Source organism: Duganella sp. AC237 (genome assembly GCF_979254035.1).
This window is the reverse complement of sequence record NZ_CEEDEW010000003.1, coordinates 6,411,415-6,438,120: the sequence shown is the minus strand read 5'-3', so window position 1 is coordinate 6,438,120 and position 26,706 is coordinate 6,411,415. Positions and strand designations below refer to the sequence as shown.

The 26,706-nt window shown below is 61.5% G+C and carries 21 protein-coding genes and 1 pseudogene; all 22 read left to right on the top strand.

What is annotated here, in order from left to right:
- Positions 1–98 precede the first annotated feature (98 nt).
- Positions 99–722, top strand: a complete 624-nt coding sequence (locus tag AC0IYS_RS28395) for a ubiquinone biosynthesis accessory factor UbiJ (protein WP_471708332.1) — start codon at positions 99–101, stop codon at positions 720–722.
- A complete protein-coding gene (gene ubiB, locus AC0IYS_RS28390; protein ID WP_471708331.1) occupies positions 719–2,287 on the top strand; it encodes a ubiquinone biosynthesis regulatory protein kinase UbiB in 1,569 nt (522 codons plus the stop codon). Before AC0IYS_RS28395 ends, ubiB begins: the two co-directional genes overlap by 4 nt.
- A 2-nt stretch (positions 2,288–2,289) precedes the next feature.
- Positions 2,290–2,886, top strand: a complete 597-nt coding sequence (locus tag AC0IYS_RS28385; RefSeq protein ID WP_471708330.1) for a class I SAM-dependent methyltransferase — start codon at positions 2,290–2,292, stop codon at positions 2,884–2,886.
- A gap of 73 nt (positions 2,887–2,959) precedes the next feature.
- On the top strand, positions 2,960–3,265 hold the full coding sequence (locus AC0IYS_RS28380) for an FmdB family zinc ribbon protein (protein ID WP_471708329.1): 306 nt from the start codon (positions 2,960–2,962) through the stop codon (positions 3,263–3,265).
- 69 nt (positions 3,266–3,334) lie between these two features.
- Positions 3,335–3,955: a DUF502 domain-containing protein gene (locus AC0IYS_RS28375; protein WP_471708328.1), complete on the top strand. Its 621-nt coding sequence runs from the start codon at positions 3,335–3,337 to the stop codon at positions 3,953–3,955.
- 66 nt (positions 3,956–4,021) lie between these two features.
- Positions 4,022–5,821 (top strand): aspartate--tRNA ligase, encoded by a 1,800-nt coding sequence (gene aspS / locus AC0IYS_RS28370; RefSeq protein ID WP_471708950.1) that lies wholly within the window; start codon positions 4,022–4,024, stop codon positions 5,819–5,821.
- A gap of 65 nt (positions 5,822–5,886) precedes the next feature.
- Positions 5,887–6,342 (top strand): dihydroneopterin triphosphate diphosphatase, encoded by a 456-nt coding sequence (gene nudB, locus AC0IYS_RS28365; protein ID WP_471708327.1) that lies wholly within the window; start codon positions 5,887–5,889, stop codon positions 6,340–6,342.
- A gap of 89 nt (positions 6,343–6,431) precedes the next feature.
- On the top strand, positions 6,432–8,399 hold the full coding sequence (locus tag AC0IYS_RS28360) for a M10 family metallopeptidase C-terminal domain-containing protein (protein ID WP_471708326.1): 1,968 nt from the start codon (positions 6,432–6,434) through the stop codon (positions 8,397–8,399).
- Positions 8,400–8,520: 121 nt separating this feature from the next.
- Complete coding sequence (locus AC0IYS_RS28355; protein WP_471708325.1) at positions 8,521–8,742, top strand: DUF4160 domain-containing protein; 222 nt, start codon at positions 8,521–8,523, stop codon at positions 8,740–8,742.
- Entirely contained in the window at positions 8,726–8,998 is a 273-nt protein-coding gene (locus tag AC0IYS_RS28350; protein ID WP_471708324.1) for a DUF2442 domain-containing protein, read from the top strand. The genes AC0IYS_RS28355 and AC0IYS_RS28350 overlap by 17 nt, the downstream gene beginning before the upstream one ends.
- Positions 8,999–9,204: 206 nt before the next feature.
- Entirely contained in the window at positions 9,205–9,474 is a 270-nt protein-coding gene (locus tag AC0IYS_RS28345; RefSeq protein ID WP_471708323.1) for a DUF2442 domain-containing protein, read from the top strand.
- A gap of 85 nt (positions 9,475–9,559) precedes the next feature.
- Positions 9,560–10,387, top strand: a complete 828-nt coding sequence (locus AC0IYS_RS28340; RefSeq protein ID WP_471708322.1) for an endonuclease/exonuclease/phosphatase family protein — start codon at positions 9,560–9,562, stop codon at positions 10,385–10,387.
- Positions 10,388–10,395: 8 nt separating this feature from the next.
- Positions 10,396–11,559, top strand: coding sequence for a cardiolipin synthase ClsB (gene clsB, locus AC0IYS_RS28335; RefSeq protein WP_471708321.1), 1,164 nt, complete (start codon positions 10,396–10,398; stop codon positions 11,557–11,559).
- On the top strand, positions 11,556–11,930 hold the full coding sequence (locus AC0IYS_RS28330; protein ID WP_090326349.1) for an RNA-binding S4 domain-containing protein: 375 nt from the start codon (positions 11,556–11,558) through the stop codon (positions 11,928–11,930). The genes clsB and AC0IYS_RS28330 overlap by 4 nt, the downstream gene beginning before the upstream one ends.
- 234 nt (positions 11,931–12,164) lie before the next feature.
- Positions 12,165–12,779: a TetR/AcrR family transcriptional regulator gene (locus AC0IYS_RS28325; protein ID WP_471708320.1), complete on the top strand. Its 615-nt coding sequence runs from the start codon at positions 12,165–12,167 to the stop codon at positions 12,777–12,779.
- A 47-nt stretch (positions 12,780–12,826) separates the two neighbouring features.
- Entirely contained in the window at positions 12,827–14,617 is a 1,791-nt protein-coding gene (locus AC0IYS_RS28320; protein ID WP_471708319.1) for an acyl-CoA dehydrogenase C-terminal domain-containing protein, read from the top strand.
- An 18-nt stretch (positions 14,618–14,635) separates the two neighbouring features.
- Positions 14,636–17,035 carry a 3-hydroxyacyl-CoA dehydrogenase/enoyl-CoA hydratase family protein gene (locus AC0IYS_RS28315; RefSeq protein WP_471708317.1) on the top strand — a complete coding sequence of 800 codons (2,400 nt, stop codon included), beginning with the start codon at positions 14,636–14,638 and terminating at the stop codon, positions 17,033–17,035.
- A 32-nt stretch (positions 17,036–17,067) separates the two neighbouring features.
- On the top strand, positions 17,068–18,264 hold the full coding sequence (locus tag AC0IYS_RS28310) for an acetyl-CoA C-acyltransferase (RefSeq protein ID WP_315397862.1): 1,197 nt from the start codon (positions 17,068–17,070) through the stop codon (positions 18,262–18,264).
- Between the two features lie 68 nt (positions 18,265–18,332).
- Positions 18,333–19,106 carry an enoyl-CoA hydratase gene (locus AC0IYS_RS28305; protein ID WP_471708316.1) on the top strand — a complete coding sequence of 258 codons (774 nt, stop codon included), beginning with the start codon at positions 18,333–18,335 and terminating at the stop codon, positions 19,104–19,106.
- A 473-nt stretch (positions 19,107–19,579) separates the two neighbouring features.
- Entirely contained in the window at positions 19,580–20,881 is a 1,302-nt protein-coding gene (locus tag AC0IYS_RS28300) for a lipase family alpha/beta hydrolase (protein WP_471708315.1), read from the top strand.
- Between the two features lie 412 nt (positions 20,882–21,293).
- Positions 21,294–22,901 carry an alkaline phosphatase D family protein gene (locus AC0IYS_RS28295; protein WP_471708314.1) on the top strand — a complete coding sequence of 536 codons (1,608 nt, stop codon included), beginning with the start codon at positions 21,294–21,296 and terminating at the stop codon, positions 22,899–22,901.
- A 440-nt stretch (positions 22,902–23,341) separates the two neighbouring features.
- Positions 23,342–26,697: pseudogene (locus tag AC0IYS_RS28290) on the top strand (transglutaminase family protein).
- The last annotated feature ends 9 nt before the right edge of the window (positions 26,698–26,706 follow it).

Genomic DNA, 26,706 nt, shown 5'->3' with positions numbered 1-26,706 from the left:
ACCGGGAAATCCCGGCGAACTGGTAAGATCAAGACCGCCCGCTTTCCGGGCGGTTTTGTTTTTCTGGCGTAAAGAACTTGTTGAGCGACGACCTACCGATGACCCCACTGAATTTCAGCCACTTATCCGCCCTGTTATCGGCCGCAGCGCCTGCCAGCGCGGCCGTCAACCATTTGCTGGCGCAGGAGCCGTGGGCGCGCGAGCAGTTGCGCCGTCACGCCGGCAAAGTGGCCTGCATCGATGCCGGCACCGTCGCGCTGCGCCTGCGCGTGACGGCCGACGGTATGTTCGAGGCCGCACCGGCGGACGAACCGGCCCGGGTTACCATCAGGGTCAAGTTGTCGGACTTGCCGCTGATCGCGCAAAACCGCGAGCGCGCGTTTTCCTACGTGCGCATCGAGGGCGACGCCGATTTCGCCAACGCCATCTCCAGCCTGAGCACGTCGCTGCGCTGGGAAGTGGAGTCCGACCTGGAAAAAGTGGTCGGCCCGGTGGCGGCTGTGCGCATGGTCTCGGGCGCCAAGGCCGCGTTCGAGGCAGTCAAGACGGGCCACCAGAAGCTGGCCGAAAACGTCGCCGAGTTCCTGCTCGATGAAAAACAGGTGCTGATACGCCCACAGGCGGTCGAGGAATTCTCGGCCGACGTGGTGCGCCTGCGCGATGACGTGGAACGGGCCGCCAAGCGCCTGGCCAAACTGGAACAGAAACTGGGAACCCAATGATTTTGAAATTTTTACGCCTGCTGAAAATCCTGCGGGTCGCCATTCGTTACGGTCTCGACGAAATCGCCATCTCCGGCCTCAAAGTGCCGCGCACCGCCAAACTCATCGATACCATCATCTTCTGGCGCGATATCTCCGCGCCGCGCGGCGTGCGCCTGCGCATGGCGCTGGAGGACCTGGGGCCGATCTTCGTCAAGTTCGGCCAGGTGCTGTCGACCCGCAGCGACCTGATACCGGCCGATCTGGTGATCGAGCTGTCGCGCCTGCAGGACCGGGTGCCGCCGTTCGACTCCGACCTGGCCATCGCGCAGATCCGCAAATCGCTGGGCGCCCATCCGGACCAGCTGTTCGCCTCGTTCGAGCGCACCCCGGTGGCGTCGGCGTCGATCGCGCAGGTGCACTTTGCCACCTTGAAGGACGGCAAGCAGGTCGCGGTCAAGGTGCTGCGTCCGGGCATGAAGAAATCCATCGACGAGGACGTCGCGCTGATGCACATCGCCGCCGAGTGGGTCGGCCGCGTGTGGGCCGACAGCAAGCGGCTGAAGCCGAAGGAAGTCGTCGCCGAGTTCGACAAATACCTGCACGACGAGCTGGACCTGATGCGCGAGGCGGCCAACGCCAGCCAGCTGCGGCGCAATTTCGCCGACTCCAAGCTGCTGATGGTGCCGGAAATGTACTGGGACTATTGTTCCAACAGCGTGATCGTCATGGAGCGCATGCACGGCTTGCCGGTGTCGCAGATCGACAAGCTGGAAGGGGCCGGCGTGGACCTGAAAAAACTCTCCAGCGACGGCGTCGAGATTTTCTTCACGCAAGTGTTCCGCGACGGCTTTTTCCACGCCGATATGCATCCGGGGAACATCCTGGTGTCGATCGAGCCTGAAACCCTGGGCCGCTACATCGCGCTCGACTTCGGCATCGTCGGCACGCTCAACGACTACGACAAGGATTACCTGTCGCAGAATTTCCTGGCCTTCTTCCGCCGCGACTACAAGCGCGTGGCCGAAGCCCACATCGAATCGGGCTGGGCGCCGAAGGAAACCCGCGTCGACGAACTCGAATCGGCCGTGCGCGCCTGCTGCGAACCGATCTTCGACCGCCCGCTGAAGGATATTTCCTTCGGCCAGATCCTGCTGCGGCTGTTCCAGACCTCGCGCCGCTTCAATGTCGAAGTGCAACCGCAACTGGTGCTGCTGCAAAAGACGCTGCTCAACATCGAAGGCCTGGGTCGCCAGCTCGACCCCGACCTCGACCTGTGGAAGACCGCCAAGCCATATCTGGAAAACTGGATGGCCGAGCAGGTCGGCTGGCAGGGCTTGTTGCAGCGTTTGAAGGCCGAGGCGCCGCGCTACACGCAGATATTGCCGCAGTTGCCGCGCCTGGTGCACCGGGCGCTGGAGCAGCAGGGCGAGAGGCCGGCCGACAACGGCGAGCTGATCAAAGTGCTGATCCACGAACAGCAGCGCACCAACCGCCTGCTCAGCCTGGTGATTTATGTTGGCGGCGCGTTCGGGCTGGGCGTTGCCGGCTTCCAGCTTTATCTGCGCTGGCACCATCTGCTCTGACCATGGCCGAGTTCCAGCAGCGCGATCCGATGTCGCCGGCGTTCTGGGATGAACGCTTCGCGCGCAACTTCACGCCATGGGATCGCGGCGGGGTGCCGCTGGCGCTGCGCGACTTTGTCGCCGCCAACGCGCCAATGGCTACCTTGATACCCGGCTGCGGCTCGGCCTACGAGCTGGCGTTTCTGGCGGGGGCGGGGTGGGACGCGACGGCGATCGATTTTTCGCCGCAGGCGGTGCGGGCAGGTAAGCTTGCTGTTGGCGAGCATGCGAATCGCGTGGTCGAAGCGGATTTCTTTGCGTGGCAGCCGGCAAAGCCGTTGCAGCTGATATATGAGCGCGCCTTCCTGTGCGCCATGCCGCGCGCGATGTGGCCCAGGGTGGCGACGCGCTGGGCCGAGTTGTTGCCCGCCGGAGCGCTGCTGGCCGGCTACTTCTTCTTCGATGACGCGCTCAAGGGGCCGCCTTTCGGCATCGCCCGCGAGCAACTGGATGCATTGCTGCGGCAAGATTTCGACTGCATCGCCGACGACCCGGTCAGCGATTCCATCCCGGTATTCGAAGGCAAGGAGCGCTGGATGATCTGGCGCCGACGGACTTGACCGCAGGAAACAGGCTAGGGCGGTGTAAAAAGCTTTATAATTCAGGGTTTTGATGATTTTTGCGGAGTAATAGATGCCGATCTACGCTTACCGCTGCGAGGCATGTGGTTTTGCCAAGGATGTCTTGCAGAAGATTTCCGACCCGCAGCTGACTGTTTGCCTGTCGTGCGGCAAGGAGTCGTTTAAGAAACAATTGACCGCAGCTGGTTTCCAGCTGAAGGGTACCGGCTGGTACGCGACCGATTTCCGTGGCGGCACGCCGCCGGCGACGGGCGTGTCCACCGGTCCGGTGGACGGTGCGGCCAAGGCCGACGCCCCCAAGGCGGACGCGCCTGCGAGCGCGCCCGCCAAGCCGGCGAGCGGCACGGGAACGGCCTGAACGACGGCAGCGGTCCGGCCGCTGCCGCCCGTCATTCCACCCACATGAGCACCCATATAAGAGTCTTCGATGCGTAAATATTTCATTACCGGCCTGCTGATCCTGGTGCCGCTGGCGATTACCGCCTGGGTGCTGAGCCTGGTCATCAACACGATGGACCAGTCGCTGCTGTTCGTGCCGGAGCGCTGGCAGCCGCATACGCTGATCGGCTTCGACATCCCCGGCCTGGGCACGCTGCTGACGATCGTGATCGTGTTCCTGACCGGCCTGCTGACCAACAACCTGGTCGGCAACTACGTGGTGCGCATGTGGGAAAAGCTGCTCAAGCGCATTCCGCTGGTGAACTCGCTCTATTCGAGCGTCAAGCAAGTGTCGGACACCTTGTTCTCGTCGTCGGGCAACGCCTTCCGCAAGGCGGTGCTGATCCCGTATCCGCACCAGAACTCGTACACCATCGCCTTCCTCACCGGTACGCCCGGCGGCGACGTCAAGAACCATCTGGTGGGCGACTATGTCAGCGTCTACGTGCCGACCACGCCGAATCCGACGTCGGGCTTTTTCCTGATGCTGGCGCGCAAGGATGTGGTCGAACTCGACATGTCGGTCGACGCCGCCCTGAAGTACATCGTCTCGATGGGTGTGGTGGCGCCGGAAAGCGTGCCCCAAGCCATCCAAGTCGTCAGCAAATAACGCAGCATCAGCAACACACCGAATTCACGAGCAATCTAACCTGAACCGAGAAATAACATGTCCTCAATGCGTACTCACTACTGCGGCCTCACCACTGAAGCGCTGCTTGGCCAAACCGTCAGCCTGTGCGGCTGGGTACATCGTCGCCGCGACCACGGCGGCGTGATCTTCATCGACCTGCGCGACCGCGAAGGCCTGGTGCAGATCGTTTGCAATCCGGAACAGGCCGAAGTCTTCAAGGCCGCCGAACACGTCCGCAACGAGTTCTGCCTGCGCGTGACCGGCGTGGTCAAGGACCGCCTGGCCGGCACCGTCAACGCCAACCTGAAGTCGGGCAAGATCGAAGTCGTCTGCTCGCAGCTGGAAGTGCTGAACCCTTCCGTTGCCGTGCCGTTCCAGCTGGACGACGACAACCTGTCCGAAACCACCCGCCTGACCCACCGCGTGCTGGACCTGCGCCGTCCGCAGATGCAAAACAACCTGCGCCTGCGCTACAAGGTGACGATGGAAGTGCGCAAGTATCTGGATAACCTGGGCTTCATCGATATCGAAACGCCGATGCTGACCAAGTCGACCCCGGAAGGCGCGCGCGACTACCTGGTGCCGTCGCGTGTGAACGCCGGCAGCTTCTTCGCGCTGCCGCAGTCGCCGCAGCTGTTCAAGCAGTTGCTGATGGTCGCCAACTTCGACCGTTACTACCAGATCACCAAGTGCTTCCGCGATGAAGACTTGCGCGCCGACCGCCAGCCTGAATTCACCCAGATCGACTGCGAAACCTCGTTCCTGACCGAACAGGAAATCCGCGACCTGTTCGAGGAAATGATCCGCATCGTCTTCAAGAATACGATGGACGTCGACCTGCCGAACCCGTTCCCGGTGATGGACTTCTCCGAGGCCATGGGCAAATACGGTTCGGACAAGCCGGACATGCGCGTCAAGCTGTCGTTCACCGACCTGACCGACGTGATGAAGGACGTCGACTTCAAGGTCTTCTCGGGCGCCGCCAACATGCCCAACGGCCGTGTGGTCGGCCTGCGCGTGCCGAAGGGCGCCGACATGCCGCGTTCGGAAATCGATGCCTACACGCAGTTCGTGGCCATCTACGGCGCGCGCGGCCTGGCGTACATCAAGGTCAACGAAAAGGCCAAGGGCCGCGACGGCCTGCAATCGCCGATCGTCAAGAACCTGCACGACGCAGCCCTGGCCCAAGTGATCGAAATGACCGGCGCCGAAGACGGCGACCTGATCTTCTTCGGCGCCGACAAGGCCAAGGTCGTCAACGACGCCATCGGCGCGCTGCGCGTGAAGATCGGCCACAGCGAGTTCGGCAAGAACGCCGGCCTGTTCGACGACGTCTGGTCGCCGCTGTGGGTGGTCGACTTCCCGATGTTCGAACACGACGAAGAGAACGACCGCTGGACCGCGACCCACCATCCGTTCACCGCGCCGAAGGACGGCCACGAGGACATGCTGGAAACCAATCCGGGCGCCTGCATCGCCAAGGCCTACGACATGGTCTTGAACGGCTGGGAACTGGGTGGCGGTTCGATCCGTATCCACCGCGAGGAAGTGCAGTCGAAAGTGTTCCGCGCGTTGAAGATCGACGCCGACGAAGCGCGCCTGAAGTTCGGCTTCCTGCTCGACGCGCTGCAATACGGCGCGCCGCCGCATGGTGGCCTGGCCTTCGGCCTGGACCGTATTGTGACCCTGATGACCAAGTCCGATTCGATCCGCGACGTGATCGCCTTCCCGAAAACCCAGCGCGCGCAGGATCTGCTGACCCAGGCGCCGTCGGAAGTGGACGAGAAGCAGTTGAAGGAACTGCACATCCGTTTGCGTGCCGTCGAGCCGAAAGTCGCCAGTTAATTAGTCTGGCATAATGAAAAGGCGCCAACGTTCGCACGTGGCGCCTTTTCTTTTGCCTGAAGCTTATGCCATACAAGATACCCGAATCCGTGCTGGTGGTGATCCACACCGCCGACCTGCAAGTGCTGCTGATCGAACGCGCCGACAAGCCAGGTTACTGGCAATCGGTGACCGGTTCGCTCGACGCCGTCGACGAGCCGCTGCTGGAGACGGCCGCGCGCGAATTGTTCGAGGAAACCGGCATCGTCGCCGACGGCGAGCGCATCGTGCTGCGCGACTGGCACTTGTCCAACATCTACACCATCTACCCGGTCTGGCGCCATCGCTACGCGCCGGGAGTGACGGAAAACACCGAGCATGTGTTCAGCGTGGAAGTGCCGCGCGATATCGCCATCACGCTCAGTCCGCGAGAGCATCTCCATCACGCGTGGATGCCGCACCTGGAAGCGGCCGATAAATGTTTTTCTTTCTCCAACGCCGAGGCGATCTTGCAATTGCCGCAACAAGTTGTTGCGGGATGAGGTGAATATCGTGCCTTAAGATTGCCATTGAGCAATATATTCACTACACTCTGGGGACAGGGCGATGGCCCGTCACACCGGAGTCATTCATGAGCACGCCAACCACATCCAGCCGCGTCAGTTTCGTCGTCGACACCGGCGTTCTCACCGTCGACGCCTTGCTGGCCGGCGTTAAATGGGGCGGCATGGCGGGCACCGCCGCCACCGTCAGCTACAGCTTTCCATGGACCACCGCGACCAACGCCACTTTTAGCGGTTTCGCCGGTGGCGCCTATTCCCAGCAGAACGAGCCTGCCGGCGCCCAGCATTCCGGCCTGGATGCGATAGAGCAAGCCGCTGCGCGGGCAGCTTTCGGCGCCTGGACCAGCGTGGCCAACATCACCGCCACCCCCCTTGCCGAAAGCAGCACCTCCGTCGGCGACATCCGTTTCGCCTGGACCTCGGCGGCGGAGCCGGCCAGCGACGGCACGACCGCCTGGGGCTGGGCGTACTATCCCGATGTGCTCAACCCGAGCGGCGGCGACATCTGGCTCAACACCGGATCAAGCGGCGCCACCGACGCCGACTGGTCGGTGGGCAGCTACAACTACATGTCGTTGATTCACGAGCTCGGTCACGCGCTGGGCCTCAAGCATCCGTTCGAGGATGACAAGGTGCTCGACGCCGCCCACGCCACCCAGCAGTATTCGGTCATGGCATATGCCGGCGCGGCCAACGGCTTGTTCGTCGATGTCACCGAAACGCCGACGACCTGGTCGTGGCAAGCCTACAATGTCGTGCCCGATACGCCTATGCTGTATGACATCGCCGCGATGCAATATCTATACGGTGCCAACACGACCTACCGGACCGGCAACGACACCTATACCTTCGATACCGCGACACCGTTTCTGCGGACGATCTGGGACGCCGGCGGCAACGACACCATTTCCATCGCCAACTTCAGCGCCGGCAGCGTGATCGACTTGCAGCAGGGGCATTATTCGTCGATCCACATCCCGTCCGACAGCGGCGCCGGCATCAACTGGACGCGCCCGCCGCCGGCGGCCACCTACGACGGCACGGACAACCTGGCGATCGCCTTCGGCGCGGTGATCGAGAACGCCATCGGCGGCAGCGGCGACGATACGTTGATCGGCAACAGCGCCGCCAACCGGCTGCAGGGCAATGGCGGCAGCAACATCATCGATGGCGGCGCCGGTATCGACACGGCCGTCTATGGCGGCAACTTCAGCGCCTACAGCATCGCCGCCAGCGGCAACGGCTCTTACACGGTGACGTCGCGCGCCAATCCAGGCCAGAGCGACACGCTCACCGGCATCGAACGGCTGGCGCTGGCCGACGGCACCATTTCGCTGGGCATCGCCAACCTGGCCGACGATGCGCTGCAAGCCCGCTATGTCGCCATGGCGCAAAAATTCTATGTGGCCTACTTTGGCCGTCCGGCCGACGCTGGCGGCCTGGCCGGCATGGTGGGGCAGTTCGGCGCCGCCAACGTGCCGACCACGAGCGCCCAGTTCGTCGATGCGTACCGGACCAACACCACCGTCAAGGCGCTGGTCGACAGTTTCGGCAACAGCGCCGAGTCGCTCGCGCTGTACCACGGCAGCACCGCCGATTTCGTCACGGCGATCTACGCCCACCTGTTTGGCCGCGCGCCCGACCCTGGCGGCCTGCAGTTTTGGACGGCCGCGCTGGATGCGCCCAACGGCTTGGCGCGCGGGCTGGCCGCGCTCAATATCATGGCCGGCGCCGAAGCCAACACCAGCGTCCAAGGACTGATCGACGCCGCGCTGATCGCCAACCGCGTCACCGTCGCCGCCAACTTCACCGCCAGCCTCGACCAGCCGCGCGAGGTGGCCGGCTATGCCGGTGCCGCCGCCGCGGCCATGGCGCGCGCGATGCTCGACGGCGTGGACCAAAACACCAGCGTGATCGCCTACCAGAGCACGGTGCTCAACACCACCGACATGCTGGCCAACGGCGCGAACGCCGGCGCGCCGGCGGTGGTGCTGGTCGGCGTGGACAGCTACAGCCACGACCTGGCCTTCGCCTGACGCCGCCCGCGCGCGGCGCTGAAGGCGCTTCGCGGGATTGTGCCGCATCAAATAGCGGCGGGCTGTGCCGCGCATACTTTGGAATTCGGAGCACCTTCCGGGGGATGTTGTGGCGACGCTGTTGCGGCTCAGAGGTTACCGTTTCTATTTTCACAGCCAGGTCACGGGCGAACCGCCGCACCTGCATGTGGACAAGGACCGCAAGTCCGCCAAGTTCTGGATCGAGAGCACGACGGTGGTGCGCAACGTGGGCTTCAGCCCGCTTGAAGTGCGCGAGATCACCCGCATCATCGTCGAGTACCGGCTGGATTTTCTGAGGATCTGGAATGACTACTACGCCTGACGAGCGTATCAAAACCGTGGTGTTCGAGGAACAGTCGCTGGTGGTGGGCCTGATGGACGGGCGCCGCATCAGCACGCCGTTGGCATGGTATCCACGTTTGGCGGGCGCCACCTCCGAGCAGTTGGGCGAATGGGAAATCGTCGGCGCCGGCGACGCGCTGCACTGGGCGCAGTTCGATGAAGATCTCAGCGTCAGCGCAATGTTGCGTGGCTTCTCCTCAGCAGCTCCGCCATCTCCAGAAGCGGATACCTATTGAGGTTTTGTGTCGGCTCAAGTGCAGGTCGGCGATCCCGTTCTAGCATCATGGACCGCTGTTCACCTGCCGCTTGCCATGCCCGCCATCTTGCGCTACAAAGGCTATAAGTTCTTCTTTTTCTTTTCCCGCCAAGACCTTGCGTGAGCTCGTGCGTTTCGTGGCTGAACATCGAGATTATTTCATCGATATCTGGAAGGAGTATTTTGATGATTGAAGCGCGTGCAAAAAAACTGTCTTTTGATCAGGAGAATATGTGGGTGCACCTTATCGACGGCCGTACGTTGGGCATCCCGCTCAACTTTTTCCCGCGGCTCTCTCAAGCCAGTCCGGTACAACGCGAAGATTATGAGTTGAGCGGCGGTGGCCAAGGGTTGCACTGGGAAGCACTCGACGAAGATATCAACGTTGAACATTTGTTGAGGGGGTACGGCGACACCACAATTAGCCGCCCCACATCCAATACCAAGTTTGGTTGACCGCCTCTCGTGGCGGAGCGAACCCCAATCGCTGTGTGCGTAGGCGAACACACGCGCAGGCGCACTCGGGGTTAGAATGTTCCGTATGAAAATCCGAGTTGCCACCTACAATATTCACAAGGGAGTGTCCTCCATCCGCGCCGAGCCGCGTGTGTTGGCGCTAAAACAGGCGATTGGCCTGTTCAATGCCGATGTGGTTTTTTTGCAAGAGGTACAAGGCAAGCATGACCTCAAGGCCGCCAAGTACGGCGCCGAACAACTGGGCCAGAAGCATTGGCCCGCTGCGGCGCAGCATGAATATTTTGCGGGCGAGTCGCGCCATTTGCACGCCGCGTACGGCATGAACGCGGTCTACGACCACGGCCACCACGGCAACGCGCTGCTGAGCGCCTTCCCCATCGCCAACATGGCCAACCACGACGTCTCCGACCACGCCTACGAACAGCGCGGCATCCTGCATTGCGTGCTCAACACCGAGCACGGGCTGGTGCATTGCTACGTGGTGCACCTGGGCCTGTTCGAGGCGGGCCGCCGCCGGCAGACGCAGGCGCTGATTTCGGCCGTGCGCGAGTCGGCGCCGGACGGCGAGCCGGTCATTATCGCAGGTGATTTCAACGACTGGCGCAATACCCTCAGCGGCGAGCTGCGCAACGCGCTGGGCGTGGTCGAGGCCTTTGACGAGCTGGGCACGAACGCGCAGGTCGACGGCATCCTGCGCACCTTGCGCCGCAAGGCCAGCCTGAAGGCCACCATCAACCCGGCGCGCACCTTCCCGTCGGCGCTGCCATTCTTCCGGCTCGACCGCATTTACGTGCGCGGCTTCAAGGTGGAGTCAGCCGAGGTCATGCATGGCAGCCTGTGGGCCAAGCTGTCCGACCACGCGCCCATCGTGGCGTCATTGTCGCTGGGGTAGGGCACGCCATGGGCTCCGTCAAACTGCTTGCCGATAACGAAGTCACGCTGCTGTACACCGGCACCGAGTTTTTCCCGGCGCTGATCGGCGCGATCGACGCGGCCCAGTACGAAGTCTATTTCGAGACCTACATCTTCGCCGACGACGAGACCGGCCAAAAAGTCCTGGCCGCGTTGTCCGCCGCCGCCCGGCGCGGTGTCGACGTACGCATGATCACCGACTGGTGGGGCACCGGACGCCGCAAAATCAACTGCATGCACGAGAAGCTCGAGGCCGCCGGCGTGCACCACCGCATCTTCAATCCGTGGTTTACGCGCGGCATCACGCGCACGCACCGCAAGATCTGCGTGGTCGACCGCGAGATCGCGCTGGTCGGCGGCATCAACATCAACGACGACATGTTCTGCGACTACAACCACGCGATCAGCCTGTCGGCGCCGCGCTGGGACTTCGCGGTGCAGGTGCGCGGCCCGCTGGTGGCGTCGATCCATCTGGAGGCGCAGACGCAGTGGCAACGCCTGGGCAAGATGGGCTTGATGAAGCGCATCAGCCTGTACCGCGACGCCCGCAAGGTCAACAAGATTGCCGCCGCCAACATGGTGCACGCCGGCTTCGTGGTGCGCGACAACCTGCGCAACCGCCGGACGATACAGCGCGCCTATCTGCAGGCGCTGGGCCGCGCGCGCAAAAGCGTGATGCTGGCCAACCCGTATTTCGCGCCGGGCCGTAAATTCCGCCACGCGCTGGCCGCCGCCGCCGAGCGCGGGGTCGAGGTGGTGTTGCTGATCGGCGTGGGCGAGATCTGGCTGCAGGACGCGGTGGCGCACTCGTTCTACCCGAAGCTGCTTGCGGCCGGCGTCAAAGTGGTGGAATATCACAAAACCCAGTTGCACGCCAAGGTGGCCGTCATCGACGACGACTGGGCGACCGTGGGTTCGAGCAATGTCGACGGCTTGAGCCTGTTTTTGAATCAGGAAGCGAACGTGATCATCAAGGATGCGGCCTTCGCGCAAAACCTGCGCCAGCACATCGAGGCGGCCGTCGCCGACGGCGTGGTCATCAGCTATGCCGACTTCGAGCACGTCGGGCGCTTCCGCCGCATCGGTTACGAAATCGCGTTCGTGTTTTACCGGACCGTGATGCGGTTGTTCTCCGTGGGGAAATACGCTTGAGCGATAGTGTCAGACTGGATAAATGGCTGTGGGCGGCGCGCTTTTTCAAGACGCGCTCGCTGGCCACGGACGCGGTGGACGCGGGCAAGGTCAAGGTCAACGGCGACAAGGTCAAGCCGGCGCGTACCGTGCGCATCGGCGACAAGCTGGACATTGACAACGGCTCGGACCGTTGGGAGATCGACGTGATGAACCTGTCCGACGTGCGGCAGGCAGCGCCGATCGCCCGCAATTTGTACGAAGAAACCGACGAGAGCGTCGAGCGGCGCGCCAACGTGGCCGAGAACCGCAAGATGTTCCGCGAGCCAACCGCCGATTTCAAAGGCCGTCCAACCAAGCGCGACCGCCGTCAAATGGGCAAGCTTTCATAACAGGCGTCAGCCGCCTGTGAGCGGCTTCCTGCAGTTCGTTCCCGCATCCTCTATTGCTGCGTCGCAGCAATAGACCCCCACCTCTAAATGAACTGTTTGACTTTTACCCACGAGTGGATAATAGTACGAGCGTTCGCAATTTTTTCACACGGAGTAAACGAAGTGGAGCAAAATGTTCTTTTCTCCATGTAACTACACCTTGGGATGCAAGTTATTAATACCTCAACTAAATTTATGCGCAAGGGCGAGCTGACTCGCGCGGCGATCCTGGATGTGGCGCTGGACCTGGCCAGCCGGGACGGCCTCGAAGGCCTCACCATTGGATTGCTCGCGGATAAGATGAACATGAGCAAATCCGGCGTGTTTGCGCACTTCGGATCGCGTGAAGATTTGCAGTTGGAAGTGCTGAAGCTGTATCACCACCGTTTTGAGCAGGAAGTGTTTTTCCCCAGCGTGAAGGAGCCGCGCGGTTTGCAGCGTCTCCGCTCGATGTTCGCGCGCTGGGTCAAACGTGTCAGTGTGGAAGTGGCATCGGGCTGCATTTACATCAGCGGCGCGGTCGAGTACGACGACCGTCCGGGTCCGATTCGCGAGGAGTTGATGGCGATGGTCGGCGCCTGGCAGGGCGCGTTGCTGCGCTGCGTGAAGCAAGCCATCGAGTGCGGCGACCTGCAAGCGGACACCGATCCGCAGCAACTGGTCTACGAGATGTACGGCCTGATCCTGGCCCTGCACCACGATGCGCGTTTCCTGCGCATTCCGGGCAGCCTGGAGCGCGCCGGCGTCGGCTTCGAACGCTTGATCGTTTCCTACCATAATGCAGAGGTCCCCCAGGCAGTTCCTCAATAACAAACAACGCATTTAAACTAATTTTAGTAGTCATCAGGAGAATAAACATGGGTCAATACGTCGCGCCAATCCGGGATATGCAATTCGTGCTGCACGAGCTGCTCAATGTGCAAGAAGAACTGAAGGCACTGCCGGACTACGCCGAAATCGATGCCGACATCATCAACCAGGTGCTGGAAGAAGGTGGCAAGTTCACGTCGGAAGTGCTGTTCCCGCTGAACCATTCGGGCGACCGCGAAGGCTGCAAGCACGACGCCGCGACCCACTCCGTGACGACGCCGAAAGGCTTCAAGGAAGCGTACAAGCAATACGTCGACGGCGGCTGGGCCGCGCTGGCGTGCGATCCTGAATACGGCGGCCAGGGCCTGCCGGTGCTGCTGAACAACTCGTTCTACGAAATGCTGAACTCGGCCAACCAGGCCTGGACCATGTACCCGGGCCTGTCGCACGGCGCCTACGAGTGCCTGAAGGAACACGGCACCGACGACCAAAAGAAAACCTACCTGCCGAAGCTGGTGTCGGGCGAGTGGACCGGCACCATGTGCCTGACCGAGCCGCACTGCGGCACCGACCTGGGTCTGCTGCGCTCGAAGGCGCTGCCGCAGGCCGACGGTTCCTGGACCATCACCGGCAACAAGATCTTCATCTCGGCCGGCGAGCACGACATGGCTGAAAACATCCTGCACCTGGTGCTGGCCCGCGTGCCGGACGCGCCGGAAGGCTCGAAAGGCATCTCGCTGTTCCTGGTGCCGAAGTTCCTGCCAAAGGAAGACGGCTCGGTTGGCGAACGCAACCCGATCACCTGCGGCGCCATCGAAGAAAAAATGGGCATCCACGGCAACTCGACCTGCCAGATGAACCTGGACGGCGCCAAGGGCTGGATCATCGGCCAGCCGAACAAGGGCCTCAACGCCATGTTCGTGTTCATGAACGCGGCCCGCCTGGGCGTCGGCATGCAGTCGTTGGGCCTGACCGAAGTGGCTTACCAGAACGCGCTGATCTACGCCAAGGACCGCACGCAAATGCGCTCGCTGTCGGGCGTGAAGAATCCGGAACTGCCGGCCGACCGCATCATCGTGCACCCGGACGTGCGCCGCATGCTGCTGACCGGCAAGGCCTACGCCGAGGGCGCGCGCGCCTTCACCTCCTACGTTGCGCTGCAGATCGACCGCGAACTGCACCACCCGGACGAAGACGTGCGCAAGGAAGCGGCCGACGAAGTCGCGCTGCTGACGCCGATCGTCAAGGCTTTCATCACCGACAACGCCTGGATCGCCACCTCGGAAGCGATGCAAGTGTTCGGCGGCCACGGCTACATCGCCGAATGGGGCATGGAGCAGTACGTGCGCGACGCCCGCATCAACCTGATCTACGAAGGCACCAACACCATCCAGTCGCTCGACCTGCTGGGTCGTAAGATTCTGGGCGACAACGGCGCCAAGCTGCGCAAGTTCGGCGAGAAGATCAAGGCGTTTGTCGAAGACAACGGCACCGACGAGGCGATGAGCGAATTCATCACCCCGCTGGGCGACCTGGGCGACAAAGTCACCAAGCTGACCATGGAAATCGGCATGAAAGCCTTCCAGAATCCGGACGAAGTCGGCGCCGCCTGCGTACCGTACCTGCGCGTTGTCGGCCATATGGTATACAGCTATTTCTTCGCTCAGATGGCGAAGATCGCGCTGGCCAAAGAGGACAGCGGCGACAATTTCTACAAAGCCAAGCTGGCGACCGCGCGCTTCTACTTCGCCCGCCTGCAGCCTGAAACCGCAACCTTGATCCGCCAGGCACGTTCGGGTTCCGCCAACCTGATGGCACTCGACGCCGACCTGTTCTAAGAGACTAGAGGAAACGACATGACCAATTTCATCGTTAAAAAAGTAGCCGTGCTGGGCGCCGGCGTGATGGGCGCGCAAATCGCCGCCCACTGCGTCAACGCCAAAGTACCCGTCGTCCTGTTCGACCTGCCGGCCAAGGAAGGCCCGAAGAACGGCATCGTTCTGAAAGCCATCGAGAACCTGAAGAAACTGTCGCCTGCGCCGCTGGGCAACAAGGACCACGCCGCGCTGATCGAAGTGGCCAACTACGAGGACGACCTGGCCAAGCTGGCCGAGTGCGACCTGATCATCGAAGCCATCGCCGAGCGCATGGACTGGAAGCACGACCTGTACAAGAAGGTCGCGCCGCATATCGGCGCCAATGCCATTTTCGCCTCGAACACCTCGGGCCTGTCGATCACCAAGTTGTCCGAAGGCTTCGACGCCGATCTGAAATCGCGCTATTGCGGCGTGCACTTCTTCAACCCGCCGCGCTACATGCATCTGGTCGAGATCATCCCGACCGCAGCGACCAAGCCGGAAATCGCCGACCAGCTCGAAGGCTTCCTGACCACCACGCTGGGCAAGGGTGTTGTGCGCGCGAAAGACTCGCCTAACTTCATCGCCAACCGCGTTGGCGTGTTCGGCATCCTGGCGATCGTGCACGAAGCCGAGAAGTTCGGCCTGTCCGTGGACGTGGTCGACGACCTGACCGGCGCCAAGCTGGGCCGCGCCAAGTCGGGCACCTTCCGCACCGCCGACGTCGTCGGTCTGGACACGATGGGCCATGTGATCAAAACCATGCAGGACAACCTGCCGAACGACCCGTTCGCCGCCGTCTACAAGACGCCGGAAGTGCTGGCCAAGCTGGTCGAGAAGGGGGCGCTGGGCCAGAAGTCCGGCGCCGGTTTCTATAAAAAGGTCGGCAAGGATATCCAGCGCCTCGACTTCGCAACTGGTGAATACGTCGCCGGCGGCGGCAAGGCCGCCGACATCATCGTCCGCATCCTGAAGGAAAAAGATCCGGTCAAGAAAATGAAAGCGCTGCGCGAATCGACCAACCCACAGGGCCAGTTCCTGTGGGCGATCTTCCGCGACGCCTTCCACTACATCGCCGTGCACCTCGACACCGTCGCCGACAACGCGCGCGACATCGACTTCGCCATGCGCTGGGGCTTCGGCTGGACCACCGGTCCGTTCGAGACGTGGCAGGCGGCAGGCTGGACGCAAGTCGCCCAGTGGGTCAAGGAAGACATCGACGCCGGCAACGCGCTGTGCAACGCACCGCTGCCGGCTTGGGTGTTCGAAGGCCCGGTCGCTGAAAAAGGCGGCGTGCATACGCCGGAAGGTTCGTACTCGGCCGTGTCGAAATCGTTCGTGCCGCGCTCGACTTTGTCGGTCTACGACCGCCAGGTGTTCCGCGCGCCGGTGTTCGGCAGCGGCGAGATTGACGGCAAGAAAGCCGGCACTACCGTGCATGAAGACGACGACGTGCGCCTGTGGCACACCGGCGACGACGTACTGATCATCTCGCTCAAGACCAAGATGCACGTGATCAGCCCTGGCGTCATCGCCGGCTATCGCAAGGCGTTGGCCGAAGCGGAGAAGAACTTCAAGGGCCTGGTCATCTGGAATTCGGACGCGGCCGAAGGCGGCGCCTTCTCGGCCGGGGCCGACCTGCAATCCGCACTGCCTGCATTCATGCAGGGCGGCGCCAAGGCGGTCGACCCGATCATCAGCGAACTGCAAAACACCTTCATGGCGATGAAATACTCGAACGTGCCGGTGGTGGCCGCTGTGGCCGGGCTGGCGCTGGGCGGCGGTTGCGAAATGGCGCTGCACGCGTCCAAGCGCGTGGCCTCGATCGAGTCGTACATCGGCCTGGTCGAAGTGGGCGTCGGCCTGATCCCGGCCGGCGGCGGCCTGAAGGAAGCGGCATTGCGCGCCTTCAAGGAAGCCAAGGGCAACGACATCCTGCAATTCCTGAAAACCGGCTTCACCAACGCGGCCACGGCCAACGTGTCGAAGTCGGCGCTCGAAGCGCAGGCGATGGGCTACCTGAAGGAAGACGACGTCATCGTCTTCAACCCGTACGAGCTGCTGCACGTGGCCAAGGTTGAAGCGCGCGCCATGTTCGACAAGGGTTATCGTCCGCCGCTGAAGACGCAGATCCAGGTCACCGGCCGTTACGGCTGGGGCACCATCAAGGCGCAACTGGTCAATATGCGCGATGGCGGCTTCATCTCCGCGCACGACTTCAAGCTGGGCGACATGATCGCCGAGATCGTCTCGGGCGGCGACATCGACCAGGGTTCGTTTGTCAGCGAGCAGTGGATCCTGGACATGGAGCGGAAAGCCTTCCTGGAACTGCTGAACCATCCGAAGACGCAAGAGCGGATCATGGGCATGATGCAAACCGGTAAGCCGGTCCGCAACTAAGCCGCCGACCGATACTGAACAGGAAGAACATAATGAGCAAACAAATTCAAGACGCATACATCGTCTCCGCCACCCGCACCCCGATCGGCAAGGCGCCGCGCGGCATGTTCAACAAGACCCGCCCGGACGACCTGCTGGTGCGCGTGCTGCAGTCGGCGCTGGCGCAGGCGCCCGGCCTGGACCCGGCGCTGATCACCGACGCCATCATCGGCTGCTCGTTCCCGGAAGCGGAGCAGGGCTTCAACATCGCCCGCCAAGCCGTGTTGCTAGCCGGCCTGCCGAAGACCGTCGGCGGCGTCACCATCAACCGTTATTGCGCCTCGGGCATCACGGCGCTGGCCATGGCCGCCGACCGCATCCGCGTCGGTGAAGCCGATGCCATGATCGCCGGCGGCGTCGAATCTATGTCGATGGTGCCGATGATGGGTCACCACCCATCGATGAACCTGAACATGTTCACCGACGAAAACGTCGGCATGGCTTACGGCATGGGGCTGACCGCCGAGAAAGTGGCGACGCAGTGGAAAGTGTCGCGCGAAGCGCAGGACGCGTTCGCCGTCGAATCGCACCGCCGCGCCATCGCCGCGCAGCAGGCCGGTTTCTTCAAGGACGAGACCACGCCGGTCGAAATCATCACCCGTACGCCGGACCTGAGCACCGGCGAGATCAAGGTCAAGACCCGCACCGTCGACACCGACGAAGGCGCGCGCGCCGACTCGACGATGGAATCGCTGGCCAAGCTGAAGCCCGTGTTTGCCGCCAAGGGTTCGGTCACGGCCGCCAACAGCTCGCAGATGTCCGACGGCGCCGGCGCGTTGCTGGTCGTGTCGGAGAAATTCCTGCGCGAGCACAACCTGACGCCGCTGGCCAAGTTCTCGTCGTTCGCCGTCAAGGGCGTGCCGCCGGAAATCATGGGCATCGGTCCGAAGTTCGCGATTCCGGACGCCTGCAAGGCCGCCGGCATCACCCAGGACCAGCTGGACTGGATCGAGCTGAACGAAGCGTTCGCCGCACAGGCGCTGGCCGTCATCGGCGACCTGGGCCTCGATCCGGCGAAAGTGAACCCGATGGGCGGCGCGATCGCCCTGGGCCACCCGCTGGGCGCGACCGGCGCCATCCGCGCCGCGACCGTGGTGCACGCGCTGCGCCGTAACAACCTGAAGTACGGCATGGTGACGATGTGCGTCGGCGCCGGCATGGGCGCGGCCGGTATCATCGAACGCGTATAAATCTGACCGGGTAATTAAAAAGAGGGCGCTGTCGGGCAACCACGGCGCCCTTGTCATATGGAGATAGCATGGATATTTTGAGCAGCAAGGAAAACGGCGTCCTGACCCTGGAATTCAACCGCCCGGAACGCAAGAACGCGATCACCGCCGCGATGTATCAGACCATGGCCGACGCCATCAACGCAGCGGAGCAGGACACCGCCGTGCGCGCCATCTTGATCGTCGGCAAATCGGAGATCTTCACCGCCGGCAACGATCTGGAAGACTTCATGAAGACGTCGCCGTCGACCGGCTCCCTCGAAGACCGTTCGGTATACAAGTTCATGATGGCCTTGACCGGCACGACCAAGCCGGTGGTCGCCGCCGTGGCCGGCGCCGCCGTCGGCATCGGCACCACATTGCTGATGCACTGCGACCTGGTCTACGCCGCAGACAGCGCCAAGTTCTCGATGCCGTTCTCGCAGCTGGGGCTGTGCCCGGAGTTTGCCTCCAGCGTGTTGCTGACGCAAATCGCCGGCTACCCGCGCGCCGCCGAAAAGTTGATGCTGGGCGAAGCGTTCCTCGCGCAGGAAGCGCTGGAAATGGGCCTGGTCTCGCGCGTGCTGCCGGCCGCCGAACTGCTGGCGTTCGCGCAAGGGCAGGCTGCCAAGCTGGTGGCTTTGCCGGCCAGCTCGATCCGCGCCACCAAGCAGCTGATGAAAGCCAGCCGCAACGCGCTGGTCAGCGAAACCATCACCGCCGAGAACAAGCTGTTCAGCGCGATGCTGACGGCGCCGGAGGCCAAGGAGGCGTTCACCGCATTCTTCCAGAAGCGCAAGCCGGATTTCAGCCAGTTCGTTTGATTTCCTTCGGAGGCATACTCGTTACATGAAGTGTCATAAAGCAAGAATATGTACATAAGTAATATTGTGTCACCGAAGTGATCGGCGTTGTTCGACAGATATTTATATGTACTACTTTGAGGATGAACTGCGTTAGTGCGATACGTTCTGGTGCCGGTAAGTCCCTCTTCCATGCGTTATCAAGTCTTGCAGAGGTTGTTTAGTCGGCAGCCCGTGAGCGAAGGCCCGCCTCGGCGGGCTTTGTTCATTGTGTTCCCGTGCTAAAACCCCCGTCCAAAAATAAATATTAAACAATGTGATAATTGGTGAGTTTCTAGCTAAACATATTTGAGATACTTACTCTACAGTCCCCTGGCCGCCCAGTGCAGATGGAATCTCGCGAGCGATTATATTTAAATATTATGAGCCTTGGTAGGCGACCATAAATTCCCTGCGCTATTTTAGTCAGGTCACGTGTGCAATCGAGGAATCCAATGAGCCAGAATCGCGTTGTAATTAGCTTGCACGGCATACGAACTCGTGGCGTCTGGCAAAAAGATTTGGTTCCAGAATTGGCGAAAGGTGGATTTATTCCTTATGTTCTGGACTACGGCTATTTCAATTTTCTCAAACTGATGTGGCCGTCAAGTTTAGATAAACAAGTCAATTGGCTGACCAGCCAGTATGATCGGATACGTGCTGAAACGGGATGCAAGCGCCCTAGCGTGATTGCACATAGCTTTGGTACTTTACAAGTGGCCAGAATGTTGCAAAAGCATCGCCACGTTGTCTTTGACAAGATTATTTTTGCTGCCAGCATCGTGCCATGTGATTTTCCATGGCCCCAGATGTTATCTGAATCTCGCGCGAAATGGGTGGTGAATGACTATGGTGGGAAAGATATATGGCCAAGGTTTGCGGGTTGGGCAGTTCCCAATGCTGGTAGCTCCGGATCAGTGGGATTCACAAGTAAGCATCGTGCGCTCCGGCAGGTAGAGCATCCGCATCATGGTCATTCAGACTATTTTTCGCTAGGAAACTTTCGATATAACTGGATTCCTACACTTTTGCTTCACAAGAGGAAAATCGTTGACGATTTGCATGGCCTGATTGGGATGTTATCGAAAGACTTGGGTGTTGATCGGGAGCAATTGCGCTGTTTTGTTTTTGCCGAAGATCCGGACACCGAATGTTTGAAAGTTTTGCCGGGGTTGCAGGTTGGTGAGATTAATGAGGCCGAAACCCGAATGGCCATCTCTATGGACGCGATCGGCATTGAGGCAGCGCCAACGATTGCATTTAAGCAAATGCGCGAGGTGCGGCAGAATCGACAAGATCTTATTGAGCTCGGCGACAGTTTAGGAAGCGGGTCTCCGTTCAATCGCAATGTTGCGTGGTCGATCTCTGTGCCTCTCCCATATGGTAAGGATGTCAGTCGTGCAATAGGCGTATTGGTTGTTGACGCTCTTATTAATATTCCGCAAGTCGCTAATGCGCCCCCTGTCGTGGAGTCGACAACTGAGAAGAAGGTTGAGAAAGAGGCTCCAGGTGCTCAACCCGAGAATATGGAGCCATCAGTCTTAGAAAATGTCGTAGCGCACAGCGATGAATCTGGTGGAGTTGAGACAAAGTCGACTGGAATTGTTGGGCAGTCGCCGCCGTCTGACTATGAGGATTTGGCGAGTTTTTCGCTTGCTAACGAGCTTCTGGAGATGGATAATGTATCGGAAGTTGTTCTACGTCTTGGCATTTCACTCTGTAGAGCCCGTAATGAGACACGCGAGAGCCAAATATGAAATTGACCAGTAAGTTCGTTCAGCTATCAGCCATCGATCCAGAGGCGGCGAGGCGATTGGCGCCTGGAGTGACGATGCTTGTAAGCCGCCGTACCCTTGCCGAGATTCTTAAAGAGAAGCAACAGGAGCTCGAGGATAAGCAGGGAGGGGATAGGCCTTTGGTTTGGAGTCCCGCATCGGCGTGATATCTCTACGTATTGGCGTCGATTCAATACTTTTGCTTGCATCAATTAATGATATAAACGATTTATATCAATAAGAACTTTCATAATCTCTCGTTCTTTCGGTGAGGCCATTGGCCCTTTTTTCCGCCTTGTACTTCTGCGCCTTCCCCGTCCGTTCCGTTGACGATTTCATCGTCCTGTCATATTAAAAACCTAAGCTTGTTCCCTTTTAAATGATCGGAGCAAGCATGACTTCATCGATTTCGCGTCGCAGTTTCCTGGCCCAGGGTGGGGTATTGGTGGGCAGTTCGGCCTTGGGCGGCCCGCTGTTGCTCGGGGGCTGCGGCGGCGGCGCCACCCCTATCGCCATCGGTGTCAGCGAGAACGAACGGCCCAAGATGCCGTCGGGAATACAGTTCGGCGACATTACCGACAACCGCGCGATCATCTGGAGCCGGAGCGACCGCAACGCGCAGATGATCGTCGAATACGATACCAGTGACCGTTTCACCAACGCTAGCCGCATCGTCGGCCCCACTGCCAGCGACGCCACCGATTTCACAACCCGTGTCGACCTGGGCGGCTTGCCCGCCGGCCAAACGGTATTCGTGCGTGTGCGCTATGTGGATCCCAACAATTCGAAAATCGAAAGCGAAACCATCTCGGGCCAATTCCGGACCACTCCTGCTGCCGATGGCGCCCGGGCCGTGCGTTTTCACTGGAGCGGCGACCAGTGCGGCCAAGGCTGGGGCATTAACACCGAGTTTGGCGGCATGAAGATCTATGAAGCGATGCGTTTGCGCGACCCGGATTTCTTCATCCACAACGGCGACACGATTTATGCCGACGGCCCGATCCTGGCCCAGGTAACGGCGGAAAACGGCAAGGTCTGGCGCAATCTGGTCACGGAAGAAGTCAGCAAGGTCGCCGAAACGCTGAAGGAATATCGCGGCCGTCATGCCTACAATATGATGGATGCAAACTTCCGCAAGTTCGCCGCCCAGGTGCCGCAGGTCTGGCAATGGGACGATCACGAAGTGACGAACAACTACAGCGCTTCCAAGGATTTATCGGCCGATGCGCGCTACACCGAAAAAAGCATCGCGACCCTCACCACCCGTGGCAGACGCGCCTTCCTGGAATATGCGCCCATGCGCTATTACAAGCAAAGCGAACCGCAGCGCATTTATCGCACCATCTCTCACGGTCCGCTGCTGGACGTGTTCGTCGTCGACATGCGCAGCTACCGTGGTCCGAACAGCACCAACCTGCAAACCGCTGAAGACGCCAGTTCGGCATTCCTGGGTCGTGAGCAGGTGGAATGGCTGATCGCCGGCCTGAAAGCCTCGACCGCAACCTGGAAAGTCATCTCCGCCGACATGCCCATCGGCTTGAACGTCGGCGACGGCAAGAACGCCCAGGGTGAAGCGTTGTGGGAAGCACTCGCCAACGGCAACGACGGGCTTCCCCTCGGCCGCGAACTCGAAATGGCTCGCCTGCTCAGTAGCATCAAGGCAGTGCCAAACGTGGTCTGGATCACCACCGACGTTCACTACTGCGCCGCCCACTATTACGATCCCGCCCAGGCCAAGTTCACGAATTTTTCCCCATTCTGGGAATTCGTCGCCGGCCCGATGAATGCCGGTACCTTCGGCCCAGGCGTGCTCGACAAGACCTTCGGCCCCACGGCGGTATTCTCGAAAAGCCCGTTGATCCAGAATTCCTCGCCGTTTGCCGGCTACCAGTTCTTTGGAGAAGTCAATATCGACCCGAAGACCAAGGCGATGAAGGTCGAGCTGTTCAACCTCGACGGCGTCTCGCAGTTTGCACAGACGCTGCCGGCGGCGGGTGTTTAAACCATAGACCGGTAGTGCGCAGGCCAGCAGCGGGCGTCAGACTACGGTGTGGTCTGGCGCCCGTCAGCATTTTTATCTCTTTTTATCCCTGCTTCGATAACGTTATCCCCAGCGGGATAATCGTCAATAAAACCACCGGGGGTCAGTGCCGACATTCGGACAAATTAAGATAATTGGGAACTTTTCTATGGTTAAAAGTTCCACAATGTCCGAATGTCGGCACTGACCCCCGCATGGGGTGCCGGGATTTCAAGCGTTTTCAGCTACTATGACTAACCTTACGCAAGTAAACTCCTTGCCGACATCTTCCGGACCGATCCGCTGACACCCTGCGCTGCGGGTACGGATCCTGCTTTATCATCAAGACAAGAGATATCTCCGGCGCCTCGGCAGTGTTGCTGCCCTCGTCCCGTGCAATACTTACCGAAAGGCACTACCGAATGGCCATCCGCGTCGCCCTGCACCATAAAACCAGCTACAAATTCGACCGTTTGGTCACGCTTTCACCGCACGAAGTGCGCCTGCGCCCGGCGCCACACGCGCGCACGCCTATCCTGTCGTATTCGCTGAGCATCACCCCGGCGCAGCACTTCCTCAACTGGCAGCAAGATCCGTACGGCAACTACATCGGCCGCGCCGTTTTCCCGGAAGCGACCAAGGAGCTCGATTTCACCGTCGACCTGATTGCCGACATGACGGTCATCAACCCGTTCGACTTCTTCCTCGAGGATTACGCCCAGCACTTCCCGTTCGCCTATCCGGAAGCGCTCAAGCTCGAACTGGGCTCGTATCTGCACTTTGAGGAAGATCCAGAGGTCGTCGAGTGGATCGCCATGGCGCGCCGCGAGATCCTCAAAGAAGACTTGATGACGAATGACTTCCTGGTCGCCATCAACCAGCGCCTGCAGGGCGACATCGGCTATCTGGTGCGGATGGAACCGGGCGTGCAAACCCCCGCCGAAACGCTGGAGAAGCGTTCCGGCTCGTGCCGCGACAGCGGCTGGCTGCTGGTGCAAATCCTGCGCGGCATGGGACTGGCGGCGCGTTTCGTGTCGGGCTACCTGATTCAATTGAAGGCCGACCAGCAGGCGCTCGACGGCCCAAGCGGCACCGACGTCGACTTTACCGACCTGCACGCGTGGGCCGAGGTCTACATCCCCGGCGCCGGCTGGATCGGCCTCGATCCGACCTCCGGCATGCTGGCCGGCGAGGGCCACATCCCGCTGGCCTGCACCGCCATTCCCTCGTCGGCCGCGCCGGTGAGCGGCTTCACCGACGTCGCCGAGGTCGAATTCCACCACGTGATGACCGTGACGCGCATCCATGAAGACCCGCGCGTGACCAAACCCTACGCCGACGCCGATTGGCACAAGATCGACGCCCTCGGCCAGCAGGTCGACTACGACCTGCAAGCGATGGACGTACGCCTGACCCAGGGCGGCGAGCCGACTTTCGTGTCGATCGACGACATGGACGGCGCAGAGTGGAACACATTGGCGCACGGCGACAAGAAACGCGAACTGGCCGGCGAGTTGATGCTGCGATTGAAGAACCACTTCGCCCCCGGTGGCATGCTGCACTACGGCCAGGGCAAATGGTATCCGGGCGAACCGCTGCCGCGCTGGGCGCTCAACATCTTCTGGCGCACCGACGGCCAGCCGATCTGGCGCAACAAGGCGCTGTTCTCTGACGAGAAGAAGGCTGACGGCTACGGCGCAGAACACGCCAAGCGTTTCACCGAGGCGCTGGTCAGCACCCTCGGCCTGCCGTCCAACAGCCCGATCCCGGCCTACGAGGACGTGCTGGTGCAAGCCCGCCGCGAGGAGAACCTGCCGGTCAACCTCGATCCGCTCAAGGCAGACTTGAAGTCTTCGGAGGAACGCCGCCGCCTGGCGCGCCTGCTGGAAAACGGCTTGGGCGCGGTGGCCGGCTACGTGCTGCCCCTCAAACCGGAAGAACTGACCGACGACGCCAAGGCGCGCCTGTCGATCGCCTTGCCGACCACCTGGCGCACGTCGGCCTGGCCGCTCAAGCGCGAACACCTGTACCTGATCGAGGGCGAATCGCCGCTCGGCCTGCGCCTGCCGCTCAACGCGTTGCCATGGGTGCAGCCGGAGGACGAGGAGCCGGAATTCGACCGCGATCCATTCGAGCCGCGCGGCCCGCTGGCGCTGGCGGCGAAAGGCGACGGCGTGCCTTCCCACGCGGAAGTCGACCTGGCCGCCCGCAAATCGGCCGCCAAAAAAGTCGATCCGGCCCCGGCGCCGCGCGAGGTTATCCACACCGCGCTGTGCGTCGAAGTGCGCGGCGGCCGCCTGCATGTGTTCATGCCGCCGCTCAAACGCATCGAGGACTACCTGGCGCTGGTGACCGCGATCGAAACCACCGCCGCCCACCTGAACATGAAGCTGTGGCTCGAGGGCTACCAGCCGCCGCGCGACCCGCGTGTCAAGCTCCTGAGCGTGACCCCGGACCCCGGCGTCATCGAAGTCAACGTGCAGCCGGCGGCCAGCTGGAAAGAGCTGGTGCACAACATGACCACCTTGTATGAAGAGGCGCGCAAGACCCGCCTGGGCACCGAAAAGTTCATGAACGACGGCCGCCACACCGGCACCGGCGGCGGCAACCACGCCACCTTGGGTGGCGCCACGGTCGCCGACAGCCCGATGCTGCGCCGTCCGGACCTGCTCAAAAGCCTGATCACCTACTGGCAAAACCATCCGGCGTTGTCGTATCTGTTCTCCGGCACCTTCATCGGCCCGACCAGCCAGGCCCCGCGCGTGGACGAGGCGCGCGACGACAACCTGTACGAACTGGCGATCGCCTTCCAGCAGATGGACAAGGTGCTGCCGACCCTCCACGAGGGTGACAAACCCTGGATGGTCGACCGCCTGCTGCGCAATTTGCTGGTCGATTTGACCGGCAACACGCACCGCTCCGAGTTCTCGATCGATAAGCTGTATTCCCCGACGGGCCGACCGGCCGTCTCGGTCTGGTAGAATTCCGTGCCTTCGAGATGCCGCCGCACGAGCGTATGAGTCTTTTGCAGATGCTCCTGCTGCGGGCCCTGGTCGCGCGTTTCTGGCGCCAGCCCTACCAGGCCAAGTTGGTCCACTGGGGCACGGCGCTGCACGACCGCTGGATGCTGCCGCACTTCGTGGCGCAGGATATCCGCGACGTCGCGCGCGATTTGCGCGCCGCCGGCTACCAGTTCGAGGAGCACTGGTTCGATCCGTTCATCGAATTCCGCTTCCCGCGCTTCGGCACCGTGGTGTACGAGGGCGTGGAGATGGAGCTGCGTCAGGCGATCGAGCCGTGGAATGTCCTGGGCGAGGAAATGACCGGCGGCGGCACCGCGCGCTATGTCGATTCGTCGGTCGAGCGCATGCAGTTGCTGGTGCGCGGCCTGACCGACGGGCGTCACGTGGTCGCCTGCAACGGCCGCATGCTGCCGCTGCATCCGACCGGCGTGCCGGGCGAATATGTGGCCGGCGTGCGCTTCCGCGCGTGGAGCCCGTGGTCGGCGCTGCACCCGAGCATCAAGGTGCAGGCGCCGCTGGTGTTCGACCTGGTCGACACGTGGAGCGGGCGCGCCATCGGCGGCTGCACTTACCACGTGGTGCACCCGGGTGGACGCAGCGAGGACAGTTCGCCGATCAACGCCAATGCCGCCGAGGCGCGCCGCTTCGCCCGTTTCTGGGCGCACGGGCATACGCCGGGGCAGATGTATGTGTACAAGGAAGCACTGAATCCGAGCCTGCCGATGACGCTCGATTTGCGCTGGCAGCCCGATTGAGCGCACTAT